The organism is Microbulbifer variabilis (genome assembly GCF_052468405.1).
In genome coordinates, this window is record NZ_CP174343.1 from 1,611,637 (window position 1) to 1,625,089 (window position 13,453).

The following is a 13,453-nucleotide window of genomic DNA, read 5'->3' on the forward strand; positions in this document are numbered from 1 at the left end:
TGTAAGTTAAGAGTTTTGTGTCACTAATGAGGGGTAGTCTAAATACCCGCGTTCATCGCCAGCGAAAAATGAAGACATATCCTCTTCGTTAAAGGGGCCATTATTTGCGAGGCGCTCTACGAGGTCCGGATTGGATATAAATAAACGGCCAAATGAAATGTAATCGGCAGAGCCATCGGCAATGGCATTGTTTGCGGATTTAAGATCATACATTCCATTGGCTACGTAAAGACCGTTATAGGTTTTGCGTAGCTGGGTGTGGTCAATGCTTGGTTGGTTCTCTCTGTCCCAGGCCCGTTCCATCATCTGTAGATAGGCAAGGTTATATCTGTTCAGTTGGTTGACAACATATAGATAGGTTTTTTGAGCATTACTGTCCGTCAAGCTGATTTCCGGAGATAGCTTGATTCCAACTCTATTTGATCCCCAGACCTCACATAATGCAGAAGTTACTTCGAAGATGAAGCGAGCTCTGTTTTCTACACTGCCGCCGTAGGCATCTGTACGATGATTGGTGCTGTCGTGAAGAAACTGAGCCGGAAGGTAAGGCCCTGCAGCGTGAAGTTCAACTCCATCAAAGCCGGCTACAAGCGCATTCTTAGCTGCTTGCTTGTAATCCGCGATAATAGCTTGAATCTCATCACATGTTAGAGCCTTCGGGACTGCATAAGGCTTCTTCCCCTCATAAGTATGTGCTTCACCCTCAGCTGCAATTGGCGAGGGAGCAACAGGCGCTTGCCCGCCGATAAGGTCTGGATGTACTTCTCGTCCCATGTGCCAGAGCTGGATAAAAATTTTTCCTCCCTGACGATGTACAGTATCGGTAACCTTTTTCCAGCCCGTGATTTGCTCTTCCGTAAAAATGCCTGGGGTATTCACCCATCCAAGCCCTTGGGCTGAGATCGCGGTAGCTTCCGAGATAATCATCGCCGCACTGGCACGCTGGGCGTAATACTTGGCGTTAACGTCTGTTGGTACGCCATCTCGACCGATCCTTGCACGTGTCAAGGCAGCCATAATGATACGGCTATCAGTTTCCATATGTCCGAGCTTTCCGTGGGAAAAAAGGCTCAGATCACTGCTTTTTTTAGTCATTTCTGTTGACTCTGCTTGTTTCGACAGGACGCAGATTAGCCATACTCTCGATAAAATAATAATGGTATATTTGGATCAAAATGATAGATTTTGTGAATCGAGTATTGATATGACCCAAGAGCAGCTCAAGATGTTTATTGCCGTTGTGGAGCAGGGAAGCTTTCGTGGAGCGGCCAAGGCGATTTTCAAAACCCAGCCGACGATTAGTAATGCGGTTAAGAAGCTTGAAGAAGAATTTGGCTTTCCCTTATTTGATAGGGATAGCTATAGACCGAACCTCACAAAACAGGGGCAGGCTTTTTATCAGCAGACTAAGAGAGTTATGCAAAGCCTCGAGCAGCTCTCTGTAATGGGGCACCAGCTTGGTGCGGGAATAGAACCCAAGTTTACTGTGGTCATTAGTGGTATTGTCGAGCTAAGCCCACTTCTGGAACAGATCAAACCTATAGTGCTGTCTTTTCCTAATACGGATTTTAGTATTAGCACTGAACTATTGTCTGGCGTAATGGAGCGCATAGATGACAATGAAGCTGATCTGGCATTTGCTACTTTGTTTGGCGTTGAGAGCAAGCATGAGTGGAAGAGAATAGGGCAGGTCGAATTAGTTAATGTTGTGGCTCCTGATGTTTTTCCTGGCGATGAAATTTCACAATTGGAAGCAGCACAACTACCCCAAATTGTCGTCAGGGATACGGGCCGCTCAAAAAATAAGGGAAATATCAACTTGCTGGAAGTTGGGCGCAGATGGTTTGTTAATGACTACCACACAAAAAAAGAGCTGACCCTTGCTGGACTTGGTTGGGGTCGGATACCAAGGCATTTCATAAAGAGTGAACTGGAGCGAGGTTTGCTTGTACCTATTAGTGTTGAGGGGATTGAAGCATTTAGCAGTTTTGATCTATGTATTATTCGTAATAGAGAGCGCACTTTGGGACCAATTGCTGGTAGATTTTGGGACTCTTTTTAAGGTTGGTATATTTTTAATACATTTACAACTATAAGGGGATTAAAGCCATCTTACAAAATTGAGTGGAGAAATTGTTCTTCAAATAAGATGTCTACTTTAAAAAAATATGTTGATAAATTAATGTGAGTTGGTTGAAACAGTTCAGACTTAAAATGAAATTATCTGAGTAACCGAGGCTATCATATCAGGTCTGAACATCTACATTTTTAGCGTTATTCCCATCAATAATGGAGATTTGCGAGTTGAAATCTCTATTAGTCAGTCTTAGGGATCGATATTCACAACAACTTTCCCCATAGCTTGCCCACTTGCCAGCCGTTCATGGGCCTTGCCAATATCAGGCAAACTATAAGAAGTTTCATCAAGCACAGGTTTGAGATCGCCTGCTTCAGTAATGGCTTTTAGTGCTTTTAAGATATGTCCGTGTTCCCCACGATGATAATTGTGTAGCATCGGAATTAACATAAATATGACATGCAAAGACAAGCCTTTAAAATGAGCAGGTGTCAGGTCAAGTGCTACCATGGAAACGGTAGTAGCTACTTGGCCGTTGAGTTTTGCTGCCTCAAAAGAGTTCGTTATATTTGCACCACCGACTGAGTCGAATACTATGTCGAAGCCTGCTCCATTGGTGTACTTCTGTACATAAGACTCAACTGATTCAGTCCGGTAGTTAATCGGCGTTGCCCCCAATTTTTCAATCATTGCCCGTTGAGGATCTCCGGAGCCTGTTGAGTAAACATCAGCACCAAAGTGACGAGCCAGTTGTACAGCTATATGACCCACACCGCCCGAGCCACCGTGAACAAGAACACTTTGTCCAGGCTTAACCCCCGTACGCTGTAACCCTTCGTAGGCGGTTATGCCTACTAAGGGCAAAGCTGCTGCTTCCCGCATGGTCAGGTTCTCGGGTTTCAGGGCAATTAAGTTCGCGTCTGCAACAATATATTCGGTTAATGTTCCCGGTAAGTCAGCCAGTCCACCTGCGCAGCCATAGACTTCATCGCCCACCTGATAATCGGTAACACCTTCGCCAATCTCTTCAACAACACCAGCGAAATCCATACCCAATATTGCCGGGGCTTTCGGTGAAAGGGGTAATGCAGGTCCCATTTGGCGAATCATGGTATCTACGGTATTGACGCTGGTTGCTGATATTTTAATCCGCACATGGCCAGCTTTGGTGGTCGGCTTGGGTACTTCAGCAGCTTCAAATACGTCTGGGCCGCCAAAGGTATTTACAATCATTGCTCTCATTTTGATTCCCAGAAAGTGTACTTTCTGTAGAGTTTTGTCTAAGTGTCCGAAGTAAGTAGGGCATCGCAGTCTGTAAATCGTCGGATGCCCAATTGCTACTGCTAGTTTATTTTTTGTACATCCATAACCAGTTGGTTCCAGTTCCGCTGATTTTCAATATCGTGTTCCAACCCTTGTTCATCTGCGATAGAGAAGCGTTTTAAGGCAGGTGTTTTACTGGTTGCTTGATACAGCCAATAGGCCTCCGCTTTTAGCGCTTCATTGATAGGCTTATCGACTGACTCATAAACCGCCTGCTTACAGGCATTGATTGATTCTGCTGGAAATTGAGCAATTCTCTTCGCCAGGCTATCGACATACTCGCCAATTTCATCTGGGTCTAGTGCTTTGTTGATTGTGCCGAGCCTTTCCGCTTCGTCAGCATCGAAATCACGGGCGCTGAGAATAATCTCCAGCGCTTTACCCAGTCCTGTCTGGCGAGCCATCCTTGATGCGCCTCCCCCGCAGGGGAGGATTCCCATACCCACTTCCATTTGCATGAATTTATATTTTCCTCGGGCTGCGAAACGCATATCGAGTGCCAAGGCCAGTTCATGGCCACCACCTCTGGCGAAACCTTCTAATTTGGCGATCGTTGCCTGGGGCACCTTGCTGATGCGCTCACAGACAGTCTGTAAATCCAACAGTTGGGCTTCTTCGCGAGATACAGCTTCGTCAGACATATCTTTTAATAGCTCAGTGTCGTAATGACATACCCAAATCTCCGGATTTGCAGACTGAAACACAACGACTTTGGTCTCTCGATCCCGTTCCAGGCGCATTGCCAGGCTGTTTAAGTCGGCCAGCATTTCCTGCCCTTGAACATTCACGGGACCAAAGTCAAATGTCACAGTTAGGATTCCGTCATCTTGTTTCGCTGTGAATGTTGTAAAACCTTCATATTTCATGATGGATTCCTTTTAATTGATTGCGTTAACGTCTTAGGTATTTTTAATGCCGAGTTTGTCCAGAGTGTTCTCAATTTCTTCAATAAGTACCTTTCTCTTTTTCTCATCTAGCGCGTCTGGGTGCGGCTGGGACCAATTGCCTATGTCATTGTCAAAGTATTTACCGCTAGCGTTTGAGAACTCATCATCGAGCGCCGCCCGAACCAATATGTTGGCGCCGATGCTTAAGTCTTTCCCTTGAGTTCCGTAAGCATCTTTCACCATTTTGCTGCCCAGAAATGAGGCGGGATTGATTGCAATGAATTGTGGTGCTTTGTTGCCAAGTGATCGGGCTAGTTGAAAGGTCCACATAGTGAGAGCCAATTTACTTTGGGCATAAGCGTCGCTGTCGGATAGTTGTTGGTGACCTTTGAGCGCTTCGATGTTCACAGTTGCTTGCGCTGCAGAGGATAGATTAATAATGCGGCCATTGGCGCTAAACAGCGGCAATAGCTGTGTCGTTAACAAGTAGGGGGCAATAGCATTTACGATAAAACGAACATCGTAACCCGTGTCGGTTATTGGGTTCTGTACTTTAAATACGCCGGCATTATTGATAAGAACATCAATATTTGAATATTGAACTTTTACCATTGAGACCAGTGCTAACACATCTGATAAATTGGATAAATCTGCTCGGAATGTATCTATATGGGCCTTGGGATAGCTTTGCTTTATTGCTTCTTTTGCACTTTCTAGTTTTGTATCGCTGCGGCCATGTAAGAGCAAAGTAGGATCCTTTGCTGCCAGTATTTTTGCAGTTTCTAATCCGATACCGTCAGTACCGCCTGTCAACAAAATGGTCTTTCGCACTTGTTATTCCTTTTCATTAAAATGTGGGAGAATTAATTCCGAAATTATTCCAAGTGTTTCTTCAATATTTACCCGGTTAAATCGGAGGTTAAGAGCAACATGGTTAACTCCGATCTCTTCTCGCGATTTAAGGTATTGATATAATTGGTTAATTCCCAGTCGATATCCCAAGTGTATGGGGTGTGGTAGGGCATCCGGAGTTTCAGTTATATCAATATAGAGAGGTTCCATCACTGGCTTGTTAATGGCAGAGTTATCTCTCAATTGGCCAATAAATTGTTTTTGCGCGATATGTGGACGAGGATAGGTGATCCAACCATCTCCGTTGTTAGAGAGCCAGTCTGGGGACTGCTGAGAGGAGCCCGTTATCAATAAAGGCAGCTTTGTTTTTTCTGGTTTGGGCAATATGTCCAGATCGCCAGAAATTGCTCCAAAGTAACTCTGAAGTTGGGGGTAGGGCTCTGCTACACGGCGAATATATTTATAGCTTTCCCGGAACAGTTTCCCTCGCTCCTGATACGAAACATTCATCGCAGGATATTCTTCCGGACGATCGCCACTGGCGATCCCTAGAATTAAGCGCCCGCCTGAGATTTGATCAACAGAGGCAGCAGCTTTTGCGATATGCGCTGGGTGACGTAAGGGCAAAATGATGCTGGCTACGCCGAGGGCAATTTTCGATGTCTGGCCTGAGAGCAGCCCAAGGTAGACGAATGAGTCAAAAGTTTGACCCGCATCGCCAAAAGAAGGTACATTGAAGGGGACATCTCTAAGCCAAATCGCACTAAACCCCAGTTCTTCCGCAAGCCGAACCTTTTCAACATGATTAAGCATTGTTGGAACTGGACTCGTGGCGTAATTTTCTATGGGAACCACAAGTCCCACCGTGAGCTTACCTGGCCTAAATACAGCGTTGTAACCGGCATTGATACTAGCAAAAGAGCCACCTTGAGCTTGGTGTTGAGAGTGCACTGAGGTAGCTCCTATGCTTCTCGGATAGGAGAGGCTTGGCGGCCAAAGGTGCTAACTAGATCACTATCAGCGGCTTGGACCTGGCCATTTTTTGCGCCGCCGTTCATAAACACTCGTACATGCATCTTTTATCTCCCACAAAGCCTAGGCCAGTCGTCAATCAGTGCTGGCTCGATCTATTATTCAAGGCTAAATCATTGGAATTGGTGTATAAACGACGTATAAATGGAATCAGAATTCGGCTTTTGGAGATAATAAGTGGATACAAATGGGGTTCGGCTATTCGTGCTGGCCGCAGAGATACTGAATATAAGCTCTGCGGGGCGAAGGCTTGGATTGGCTCCCTCTGTAGCCAGCGCCCGCTTGTCGAAGCTTGAAGTTCAGCTGGGGGCGGACCTTTTTCATCGATCTACCCGCAAGGTCTCACTGTCGATAGAGGGGGAGGAGTTCCTGCCTTTTGCCCGGGAGATCATCGCACAAGAGGATGCGGCATTTGCTGCGCTGGGGCGTGGAAATTCCTCCGTGAGCGGAACACTCAGGTTTGCGGCATCGAGCACTTTCGTTCAGCGTTTTATCGCGCCTATCCTGCCTGAATTCCTGGAAAGGTACCCTGGCGTCAATGTTGAGCTGAAGCTCTCAGACACACAAGTCAGCCTTATCGAGGGTGGCTTTGATTTGGCGCTGCGCAATTATGCGGTTGAAGACAGCAGTTTAATTGGTCGGAAGCTTGCGGATGACAAGCGAGTTCTATGCGCTTCTCCCAGTTATTTGAAAAAATATGGTGTTCCCGAAAAGCCGGAAGACCTAGTTGCGCATCAGCTTTTGGCCTTTATCAATTCAAAACCCAGGAAACTCATATCTGCGAGCGATCAGACTACTTATCAATTCCCACCTTCAAACAGCAAATCTCGGGTGACTTGTGATGATGGCGCCAGCATGCGTATCGCTGCAAAAGCAGGGGTGGGAATTTGCATGAGTTCTATCTGGAATATCCAAACAGAAATTTTAGAGGGCTCCCTGGTTAGAGTGCTGCCAGAATATTATATAGATGATCAATCAGCTATTTGGCTCGTATACCCAAAGTCCAATGTTCTGACATCTAAAGTGCGAGTTTTTATTGACTACCTGGTTGAGAAAATCGGGAGCCCTCCGATCTGGGAGTGTTAGATTTTTCGCTTAAAGCAATGAAGCTAATTAATACTCGTCATGATTGCTTGCTCTTCAGCTCTTTTTTCTTGGTGTCATTCGGGTTGAGGGTTAGTGGAATAGATTTAAGACTAGTTTAGTAAGTCTTTTTCTATCCTTTCGCAAATTTCTTCCAAGTAAAAATCTCCTTGTTTTTCGAGCCCCCTGGAAATTTTTAATAGGGAATCTGGGTACTGTTCTATATAGTTTTGCTTAATAATACTGTCTCTTTCCTTAAATCGTTCATACCAGGAATTTAGTTTCTTGAAGCGGCGTGGGAGTCTTACGTCATAAAACTCGTCTAGGAACATAATTAACGGGAAGGTGACGCAATCGGCAATGGTGGGAGAGTTTCCATAAATGAATTCATGATTTTCATTGATGGCTGTCTCTAAAACATCCAGGCGTTTGATAAAATAATAGGCCCCGCTATATCCCGCATCTTTAAACTGTAACTCTCTCTCTTGAAAAACGGGACTGATGTTATAGTTCCATATTGACAGTATCGTATTTGCTTCGTCTGCCATCGTGGTTAACCTGATAACGTTGGCATAGTCGATATCACTTTCCCCGATCATGCTTGGAGTTGGGAATGCTCTCTCCAGATAGTGAATGATTGCGAGGGATTCTGTAATCGTATTTTCTTCACCTATCTTCAGGATTGGAAGTTTGCCATAGGGGTTTAGTTCTAGTACCTCGGGTGGCGGCCATTTCTTTTCGACTTTTGGATCATACTCCCTTGACTTGATATCCAGCCCTTTCTCCGCAAGATAGATATGTATCCTTCGAGGATATAGCGCCCAGGAAAAGTTATATATCTCTAAATTACTTGTCATTTCCATCACCTTTGTTAACGCGAAGTAACCAAAGACTGTCTTTGAAAACTCGATATCAAGTAACAATAAAGGTTACAATATCACTTACCGTCATGCAACATCTATCGTTACATAATGGCACTTGCTTCCCCAGGAAAAGGTTTTAACGGGTTTAGGAGCGTGACTTCTGGAGGTGCATTTATATTGCCACATTCAAACTGCTTTAAGCGCACAACCAGGTGCTTTAGTTGTATTGTTTGATACGGCCAAATTTAAAAGACCAAAAAATAAAAAAGTGTGTCCAGAATCTAAAGGTGGGATTCCAAACTCCGTGTAAGTTATGGGTGTAGCGGATAGGTGATTTTGGAGCCTGCCTGGTATGAAAGGCATCACAGTCAATTTGCTTTGGTTTACCAAAAAAATAGGATTGCCCTGTTTTGCATTTATGTAGTTTTGTCTTCACGTGTGGATACAGAGTAGAGCATCTTTCTATTCAGATCTGCCAAATAGGCTGGGCTTAATAAATAGGATTTGTAAGTTTGGTTCAGTAGGGATTCATGGAAATATATCTATAAACAGAATTGGGTTCAGAATGCTGAACAGTGATTTTAAAAAGAGTGCTTCAGTGATGGTGATCGAATTTCTGAATTCATAACATGGGAGGAGTGTTGTTTGTTTGCGAGAATATTCTATCGCCACAATTGCTTATTGTTGTGTTACACCCTCAATTTCTAATGGCTTATTTCTGGAATCGTGAAGTATCGATCCAATGATTTAGCACTAAAAGAAATTTTCTCGAACCTATTTCGTTTTTAACTCATTAAAATATATGTAGGTAGCTCCAAGACAGGAAGTTGATATATGGAACTGATATTCAATAATGCCGCACTGCGTCAAAATATTATAGGCTGCCCAGCAACCCACGCAGATGCATTCAAAGCAACTGCCGCATCCCACCGCTGCGTTATTATCGTTCGTGCAACAGGGCCAACCTGCACTCAATTACTTGAGCAGGGATATGACACAAAGGGCTTTAGGATCCATGGGAAATCATGTGACTGGGGACCAATGGCAGGCTTCGTTTTGCTGGACCCTCGGTTAAATAAACATGGGATGGGAAAAGCGGCATATAACCGGGCTCAGCATCATGAGGCTTTTACCGACCTTAACTCTGGGGCAGGTTGGACAGCTTCAACAACACCTCTTCGCTTACATCAAGAACGGGTTGATTGGCTTATTCATAATGGAAAGATTAATGTCATAAGGAAAACTCAAGATCGTTACGAGGGAGTGGCCAATCACCCCAGTGGCATTACTTTTCATTATTCACTTATCAGGGTTAACACATGCTTGGGAGATATGTGGGGTGTTTATGTTGATAAAGAAAAAAGCAGGCAGTCAGGCTTTATTCAGGAACGTGGCAATATTGTTGTTCAGTATGACACTAAGTACAAAGATATGTATGAGCCGCTGCTGGCAATGACCAACCCTGTGGAGCATCGTCATTTTCGAAATGAGCATCCCCTTAATGCAATTACCGGAGATTATGATCTATTTGCCATCTGGCCATTTAAGCAGGGCGCAAGGAGATTTGATCGATATGGAGATGATCGCCGTATTCTTGGCACTGCTCAAGCTTGGTCGCAGCGCCAACATATCGAAACTCAATTGGAGAGAAATTTCACTACTCAAGGGCAAGGCACCAAGCTGGGTAATATAACTAATCGGATTTATGAAGTAAGTCAGACACTCAATTCTACTATCGGCTGCATCCACAGCCCAAGAGCCGGAACTGGAGCTGCTCAGTGGGGGCCATTTCCTAGAAGAAATGTGCTATGGCATAGTGATGAAGCCGCACGCCCATATGTGAATGACATAGATTTACCCCTTATTGCATTTACCCCTGCCCGCAGTGAAGTGGTTATTCAAACTTTGCAGGCTTTTAAAGAGCTTATAGCAATGTGCAGAATACATGGTGTCAATGTCACCCTGGCAGAGGGCTGGGCAATGAACCCTACCAATAATAAGCCCGACCGATTGGGGCAAGGCTACGGAAGGTTTGTACCTCGAGACTGGCACTTTGGTCAGTGGATTGTTCCCTCTTGGTACAATGCTTAGTTTGCCAACTGTCAATAAAAATTCTCATTTTTTTGATAGTCATTTAAGGTAAAGGAAAATGATTTAGAGTATTCGAGAGGAGCCTCAAATAGTAGGGGTTAGGTAATTTTTAGTAATTTTGCAGGCGCTTGAGGCGGCCAACGGTTCAGGCACTCAGCCCTCTCAAGGGAGATGGAGTTCCCTAAAGTTCCCAATAGCGTGAAAACCTCTTTAAGTGGCTCATTTGAGCAATATGCTTCCTCGGGAAGATGCCCGGGTTTGATATGGATGGCCCTTATCTTCGCTCGTTGAAGTTGCGCTCTAGTAGTTCCTGGAGAGCTTTCTCTTCATAGGAAAGTTCTGCGGTGGGCCTTAATAGTAGGCGTCGCAGGCCAATAGGGTCACCGCTGATCTCACAATAGTCATAACTACCATCTTTTATCTTTTCTAGAGCCCGCTGGGTCTTACGTAACAACAGATTCTTCCGTCCGGTAAAGTGTAGGCGCTGCAGGTTCTCTTGCTCTGCGGCTGCTCGGTCCAGGTCATCAGCTAGGGCCAACTTCGTGTTAGCCATTGCCAGTCGCCCTTTTTCAAGCTCCATCCAAACTCCATCAGTAGGTCTCTTATGAGATTTAGTAGATACTGTTGGAAGAAAGATAATTGCTTTTCATTCATATAGTCTGAGGTGGGCACCCCCAGCAGTTCCTGTTCATTGTTTCGCGGCATTGCATGAACCTTTAGTCAAACTGCTCTGTTTGACTTGAAATATTTTATATATGATATAACATATCATTTTGTCAGCTGAAGTGTGGCTATCTGTCTTAAATACTCGAAGATTAAAAGGATTGTTGTGAGAGATACTTTAGGGATTTTGGCTTCTGGAGTTTGCCTGGTGCACTGTCTTTTGACCCCTTTATTACCGTTATTGGGTGGTTTGGGGATATTGGGTGCACTGCAGGACGACCAGTTTCTCCACTTGCTTTTACTCGTGCCGGTAGTGACCTTGGCTTTGGCCAGCTTCCCGGCCTCCTGTCGACGCCATCAACGCTATGCGGTAATGGTCGTGGGCTTCTCTGGGGCACTGCTATTGGTTGGGGCGCTTTACTTGGAGGGAGTATGGGAGCTAGTCGCCAGTATCCTCGGTGCTGGCTTGTTAATCATTGCCCACGGGGTAAACCAGCGCTTGATATATCGGGTGGCTTAGGTTGATTAGGTGAGGATAATGAATTTTGCACGGGTTCCGTTGGTTGCTTTGTTTGTTGCCGGTCCAGTTGCCGGAGATATGGGGGGGCATACTCACGGTGAGGCAGTAATGTACCTGGTGGCCGAGGCAGATAGAGTCCGTATCGAGTTGGGGTCACCTTCAGTCAATCTGGTGGGGTTTGAGCACGCGCCACGTAGCCATGCTCAACAACAATTGTTGGATCAGGTGTCCCTCGAACTTGCTAAGCCTGATCTTTTCCTGGAGTTTGTTGGAACCAATTGTAAGCCCCGAAGCGTGGATGTTGAGGTGCCTTATAGCTCGGAAGTTAGCAGTGATAGTTCGGTACATAGCGGTTTCCATGCTAGCTATGAATTCAAGTGTGATAATCTGGCACAGTTCAACAGCGTTATTGTTACCCTGTTCGAGAGATTTCCCGGTATTCATGGGATTGCAGTGCAATGGGTCAGCTCCGGTCGACAGGGGGCTGAACTGCTCACTGTTAAAGACAACAAACTGCAAATGAAATAGCTATGAAAGCATCCCAAATCAGACAGACCCTGAGCGTGGCAGAACAAGCCTGCCGTAGCTCAGGGGCGCGCCTGACTGAAAAGCGCAAGAATGTCCTAACCGTTTTGCTGCGGTCTAAAACCCCGCTCTCAGCCTACGAAATAGCGGAGCATTACAATAGTGACGTCGGCGACTCAATTCCTGCCATGTCAGTCTATCGAATGCTGGACTTCCTGGCCGCAGAGAACTTGGTTCACAAGCTTAATTCAGAAAACAAGTATCTGGCATGTGCTCATATTGCCTGTGATCACAGCCACCAAACCCCACAGTTTTTAATTTGCAACCGGTGTAGCAAAGTAAGGGAAATTGGCATCAGACCGGAAGTCATCACCGCGCTGCGCGATACGGTTGAAAGTGCTGGGTTTCATCTTCAAACGTCGCAGCTAGAGTTGGATTGTGTCTGTGATGAATGTAGCCGGGAAGCAGCTTAGTGGCGGCTAGTCAGTTGATACGCGGGGTACCCGCCAACGTTATCACCGGTTTTCTGGGTGTTGGCAAGACGACCGCAATCCGCCACCTTCTGGAAAGTAAGCCCGATGATGAACGCTGGGCTGTTCTGGTCAATGAGTTTGGAGAGGTGGGTGTTGACGGCGCACTTTTTGAACCGGACCAGGAAGACAGCATTTATATCCGGGAGGTACCCGGAGGCTGTATGTGCTGTGCGGCGGGCTTACCAATGCAGGTTGCTTTAAACCAGTTACTGGCCAAAGCCAAGCCCCATCGTTTATTGATCGAGCCCACGGGTCTGGGGCATCCGCGAGAGGTACTCGAAGCGCTGTCCGACGCTGTACGCGGCGGTGTTTTGAACCTTCGTGGTACGCTTACTTTAGTGGATGCCCGCTGTATAGAGGACGACCGCTATTTGCGTAGTGAGACTTTTCGGCAGCAATTAGAAGTTGCCGACCTGGTGGTTGCCAACAAGTCTGACCTCTATGGTCCTGAGGACTTGCAAAACCTTCAGCGTTTTCTCTCATTTTTAGGTGAAGGCACAGAAAAACCTCTTCAAGTGGTGGAGCAGGGGCGTATCGAGCTAGACTGGCTTCTACTTTCAAGTGGTTTCCAGGTTTCTACAGGGAATGATCACCAGCATCCGGTAAATCAGTCGGTGGATGAAGTTGAGCTATTACCGGAGTGTGGTTATCTCCGCTCAGAGAATAGTGGAGAGGGGTACTACAGCTGTGGCTGGCGTTTTAGCCCTGAATTTATATTTGACTATGATGCGCTCTTTTCACTATTCAGCGGCGCTGAAGCTGAGAGAATCAAGGGTGTATTTATTACCGAGCAAGGTGTATTTGGATTTAACAAGGCTGACAAAGTGCTTACAGTATTGGAGCTGGATGACACTTTGGAAAGCCGAATGGAGGTGATTAACCAGGTACCCTTGGGCTGGGATGAGATGGAGAAGTCCTGGATCGATGCTCTGGTAGATAATCAGGATGCAGAAACAAAAGTGTTTTATGAATCCAAATAGTTGTTAGGCCGGATATTCAAATCT

14 protein-coding genes are annotated in these 13,453 nt (G+C 45.7%); 7 read left to right on the forward strand and 7 right to left on the reverse strand.

The genetic code is table 11. From position 1 onward, the window contains the following. Window positions 1-6: 6 nt before the first annotated feature. The gene (locus ACJJJB_RS07570; RefSeq protein ID WP_444946888.1) at window positions 7-1,041 is read right to left on the reverse strand and encodes an alkene reductase; all 1,035 of its coding nucleotides are present in this window, start codon (window positions 1,039-1,041) and stop codon (window positions 7-9) included. On the opposite strand from ACJJJB_RS07570, the gene ACJJJB_RS07575 reads away from it, so the two are divergent. After that, a complete protein-coding gene (locus ACJJJB_RS07575) occupies window positions 1,019-2,062 on the forward strand; it encodes a LysR family transcriptional regulator (protein WP_444946887.1) in 1,044 nt (347 codons plus the stop codon). The two genes, ACJJJB_RS07570 and ACJJJB_RS07575, sit on opposite strands and share 23 nt — an antisense overlap. A gap of 264 nt (window positions 2,063-2,326) precedes the next feature. Here the strand turns inward: ACJJJB_RS07575 and ACJJJB_RS07580 are convergent, their stop codons facing one another. The 4 genes from ACJJJB_RS07580 to ACJJJB_RS07595 all read right to left on the reverse strand — a co-directional run bounded on the left by ACJJJB_RS07580 (window position 2,327) and on the right by ACJJJB_RS07595 (window position 6,090). Next, window positions 2,327-3,319 carry a zinc-dependent alcohol dehydrogenase family protein gene (locus ACJJJB_RS07580; RefSeq protein ID WP_445365981.1) on the reverse strand — a complete coding sequence of 331 codons (993 nt, stop codon included), beginning with the start codon at window positions 3,317-3,319 and terminating at the stop codon, window positions 2,327-2,329. Between the two features lie 101 nt (window positions 3,320-3,420). Beyond that, window positions 3,421-4,266, reverse strand: coding sequence for an enoyl-CoA hydratase/isomerase family protein (locus ACJJJB_RS07585; RefSeq protein WP_444946885.1), 846 nt, complete (start codon window positions 4,264-4,266; stop codon window positions 3,421-3,423). 33 nt (window positions 4,267-4,299) lie between these two features. After that, window positions 4,300-5,118 carry an SDR family NAD(P)-dependent oxidoreductase gene (locus ACJJJB_RS07590; RefSeq protein WP_445365982.1) on the reverse strand — a complete coding sequence of 273 codons (819 nt, stop codon included), beginning with the start codon at window positions 5,116-5,118 and terminating at the stop codon, window positions 4,300-4,302. Window positions 5,119-5,121: 3 nt separating this feature from the next. Next, on the reverse strand, window positions 5,122-6,090 hold the full coding sequence (locus tag ACJJJB_RS07595) for an LLM class oxidoreductase (RefSeq protein ID WP_445365983.1): 969 nt from the start codon (window positions 6,088-6,090) through the stop codon (window positions 5,122-5,124). 258 nt (window positions 6,091-6,348) lie between these two features. Between ACJJJB_RS07595 and ACJJJB_RS07600 the strand changes: the two genes are divergently transcribed. Then, window positions 6,349-7,257 carry a LysR family transcriptional regulator gene (locus ACJJJB_RS07600; protein WP_445365984.1) on the forward strand — a complete coding sequence of 303 codons (909 nt, stop codon included), beginning with the start codon at window positions 6,349-6,351 and terminating at the stop codon, window positions 7,255-7,257. Between the two features lie 110 nt (window positions 7,258-7,367). On the opposite strand, the gene ACJJJB_RS07605 is transcribed toward ACJJJB_RS07600, so the two are convergent. Next, the gene (locus ACJJJB_RS07605; RefSeq protein ID WP_444946881.1) at window positions 7,368-8,111 is read right to left on the reverse strand and encodes a glutathione S-transferase family protein; all 744 of its coding nucleotides are present in this window, start codon (window positions 8,109-8,111) and stop codon (window positions 7,368-7,370) included. Between the two features lie 840 nt (window positions 8,112-8,951). Between ACJJJB_RS07605 and ACJJJB_RS07610 the strand changes: the two genes are divergently transcribed. Then, on the forward strand, window positions 8,952-10,208 hold the full coding sequence (locus tag ACJJJB_RS07610) for an anthrax toxin-like adenylyl cyclase domain-containing protein (RefSeq protein ID WP_445365985.1): 1,257 nt from the start codon (window positions 8,952-8,954) through the stop codon (window positions 10,206-10,208). A gap of 274 nt (window positions 10,209-10,482) precedes the next feature. Here the strand turns inward: ACJJJB_RS07610 and ACJJJB_RS07615 are convergent, their stop codons facing one another. Next, window positions 10,483-10,788, reverse strand: a complete 306-nt coding sequence (locus ACJJJB_RS07615; RefSeq protein WP_445365986.1) for a TraR/DksA C4-type zinc finger protein — start codon at window positions 10,786-10,788, stop codon at window positions 10,483-10,485. A gap of 249 nt (window positions 10,789-11,037) precedes the next feature. On the opposite strand from ACJJJB_RS07615, the gene ACJJJB_RS07620 reads away from it, so the two are divergent. The 4 genes from ACJJJB_RS07620 to ACJJJB_RS07635 are packed head-to-tail and all read left to right on the forward strand — an operon-like array spanning window position 11,038 to window position 13,429. Beyond that, the gene (locus tag ACJJJB_RS07620; RefSeq protein WP_026305324.1) at window positions 11,038-11,391 is read left to right on the forward strand and encodes a MerC domain-containing protein; all 354 of its coding nucleotides are present in this window, start codon (window positions 11,038-11,040) and stop codon (window positions 11,389-11,391) included. An 18-nt stretch (window positions 11,392-11,409) separates the two neighbouring features. After that, entirely contained in the window at window positions 11,410-11,919 is a 510-nt protein-coding gene (locus tag ACJJJB_RS07625; RefSeq protein ID WP_445365987.1) for a ZrgA family zinc uptake protein, read from the forward strand. 2 nt (window positions 11,920-11,921) lie between these two features. After that, complete coding sequence (locus ACJJJB_RS07630) at window positions 11,922-12,389, forward strand: Fur family transcriptional regulator (RefSeq protein ID WP_020415334.1); 468 nt, start codon at window positions 11,922-11,924, stop codon at window positions 12,387-12,389. Continuing rightward, window positions 12,389-13,429, forward strand: a complete 1,041-nt coding sequence (locus ACJJJB_RS07635; protein ID WP_444946875.1) for a CobW family GTP-binding protein — start codon at window positions 12,389-12,391, stop codon at window positions 13,427-13,429. Before ACJJJB_RS07630 ends, ACJJJB_RS07635 begins: the two co-directional genes overlap by 1 nt. Window positions 13,430-13,453: the final 24 nt, after the last annotated feature.

Bases quoted from the DNA above. Each gene is read 5' to 3' on its own strand.
- ACJJJB_RS07575 (WP_444946887.1), top strand. From the start codon at position 1,019: ATGATACGGCTATCAGTTTCCATATGTCCGAGCTTTCCGTGGGAAAAA.
- ACJJJB_RS07570 (WP_444946888.1), bottom strand. From the start codon at position 1,041: ATGGAAACTGATAGCCGTATCATTATGGCTGCCTTGACACGTGCAAGG.
- ACJJJB_RS07580 (WP_445365981.1), bottom strand. From the start codon at position 3,319: ATGAGAGCAATGATTGTAAATACCTTTGGCGGCCCAGACGTATTTGAA.
- ACJJJB_RS07585 (WP_444946885.1), bottom strand. From the start codon at position 4,266: ATGAAATATGAAGGTTTTACAACATTCACAGCGAAACAAGATGACGGA.
- ACJJJB_RS07605 (WP_444946881.1), bottom strand. From the start codon at position 8,111: ATGACAAGTAATTTAGAGATATATAACTTTTCCTGGGCGCTATATCCT.
- ACJJJB_RS07610 (WP_445365985.1), top strand. From the start codon at position 8,952: ATGGAACTGATATTCAATAATGCCGCACTGCGTCAAAATATTATAGGC.
- ACJJJB_RS07615 (WP_445365986.1), bottom strand. From the start codon at position 10,788: ATGGAGCTTGAAAAAGGGCGACTGGCAATGGCTAACACGAAGTTGGCC.
- ACJJJB_RS07625 (WP_445365987.1), top strand. From the start codon at position 11,410: ATGAATTTTGCACGGGTTCCGTTGGTTGCTTTGTTTGTTGCCGGTCCA.
- ACJJJB_RS07630 (WP_020415334.1), top strand. From the start codon at position 11,922: ATGAAAGCATCCCAAATCAGACAGACCCTGAGCGTGGCAGAACAAGCC.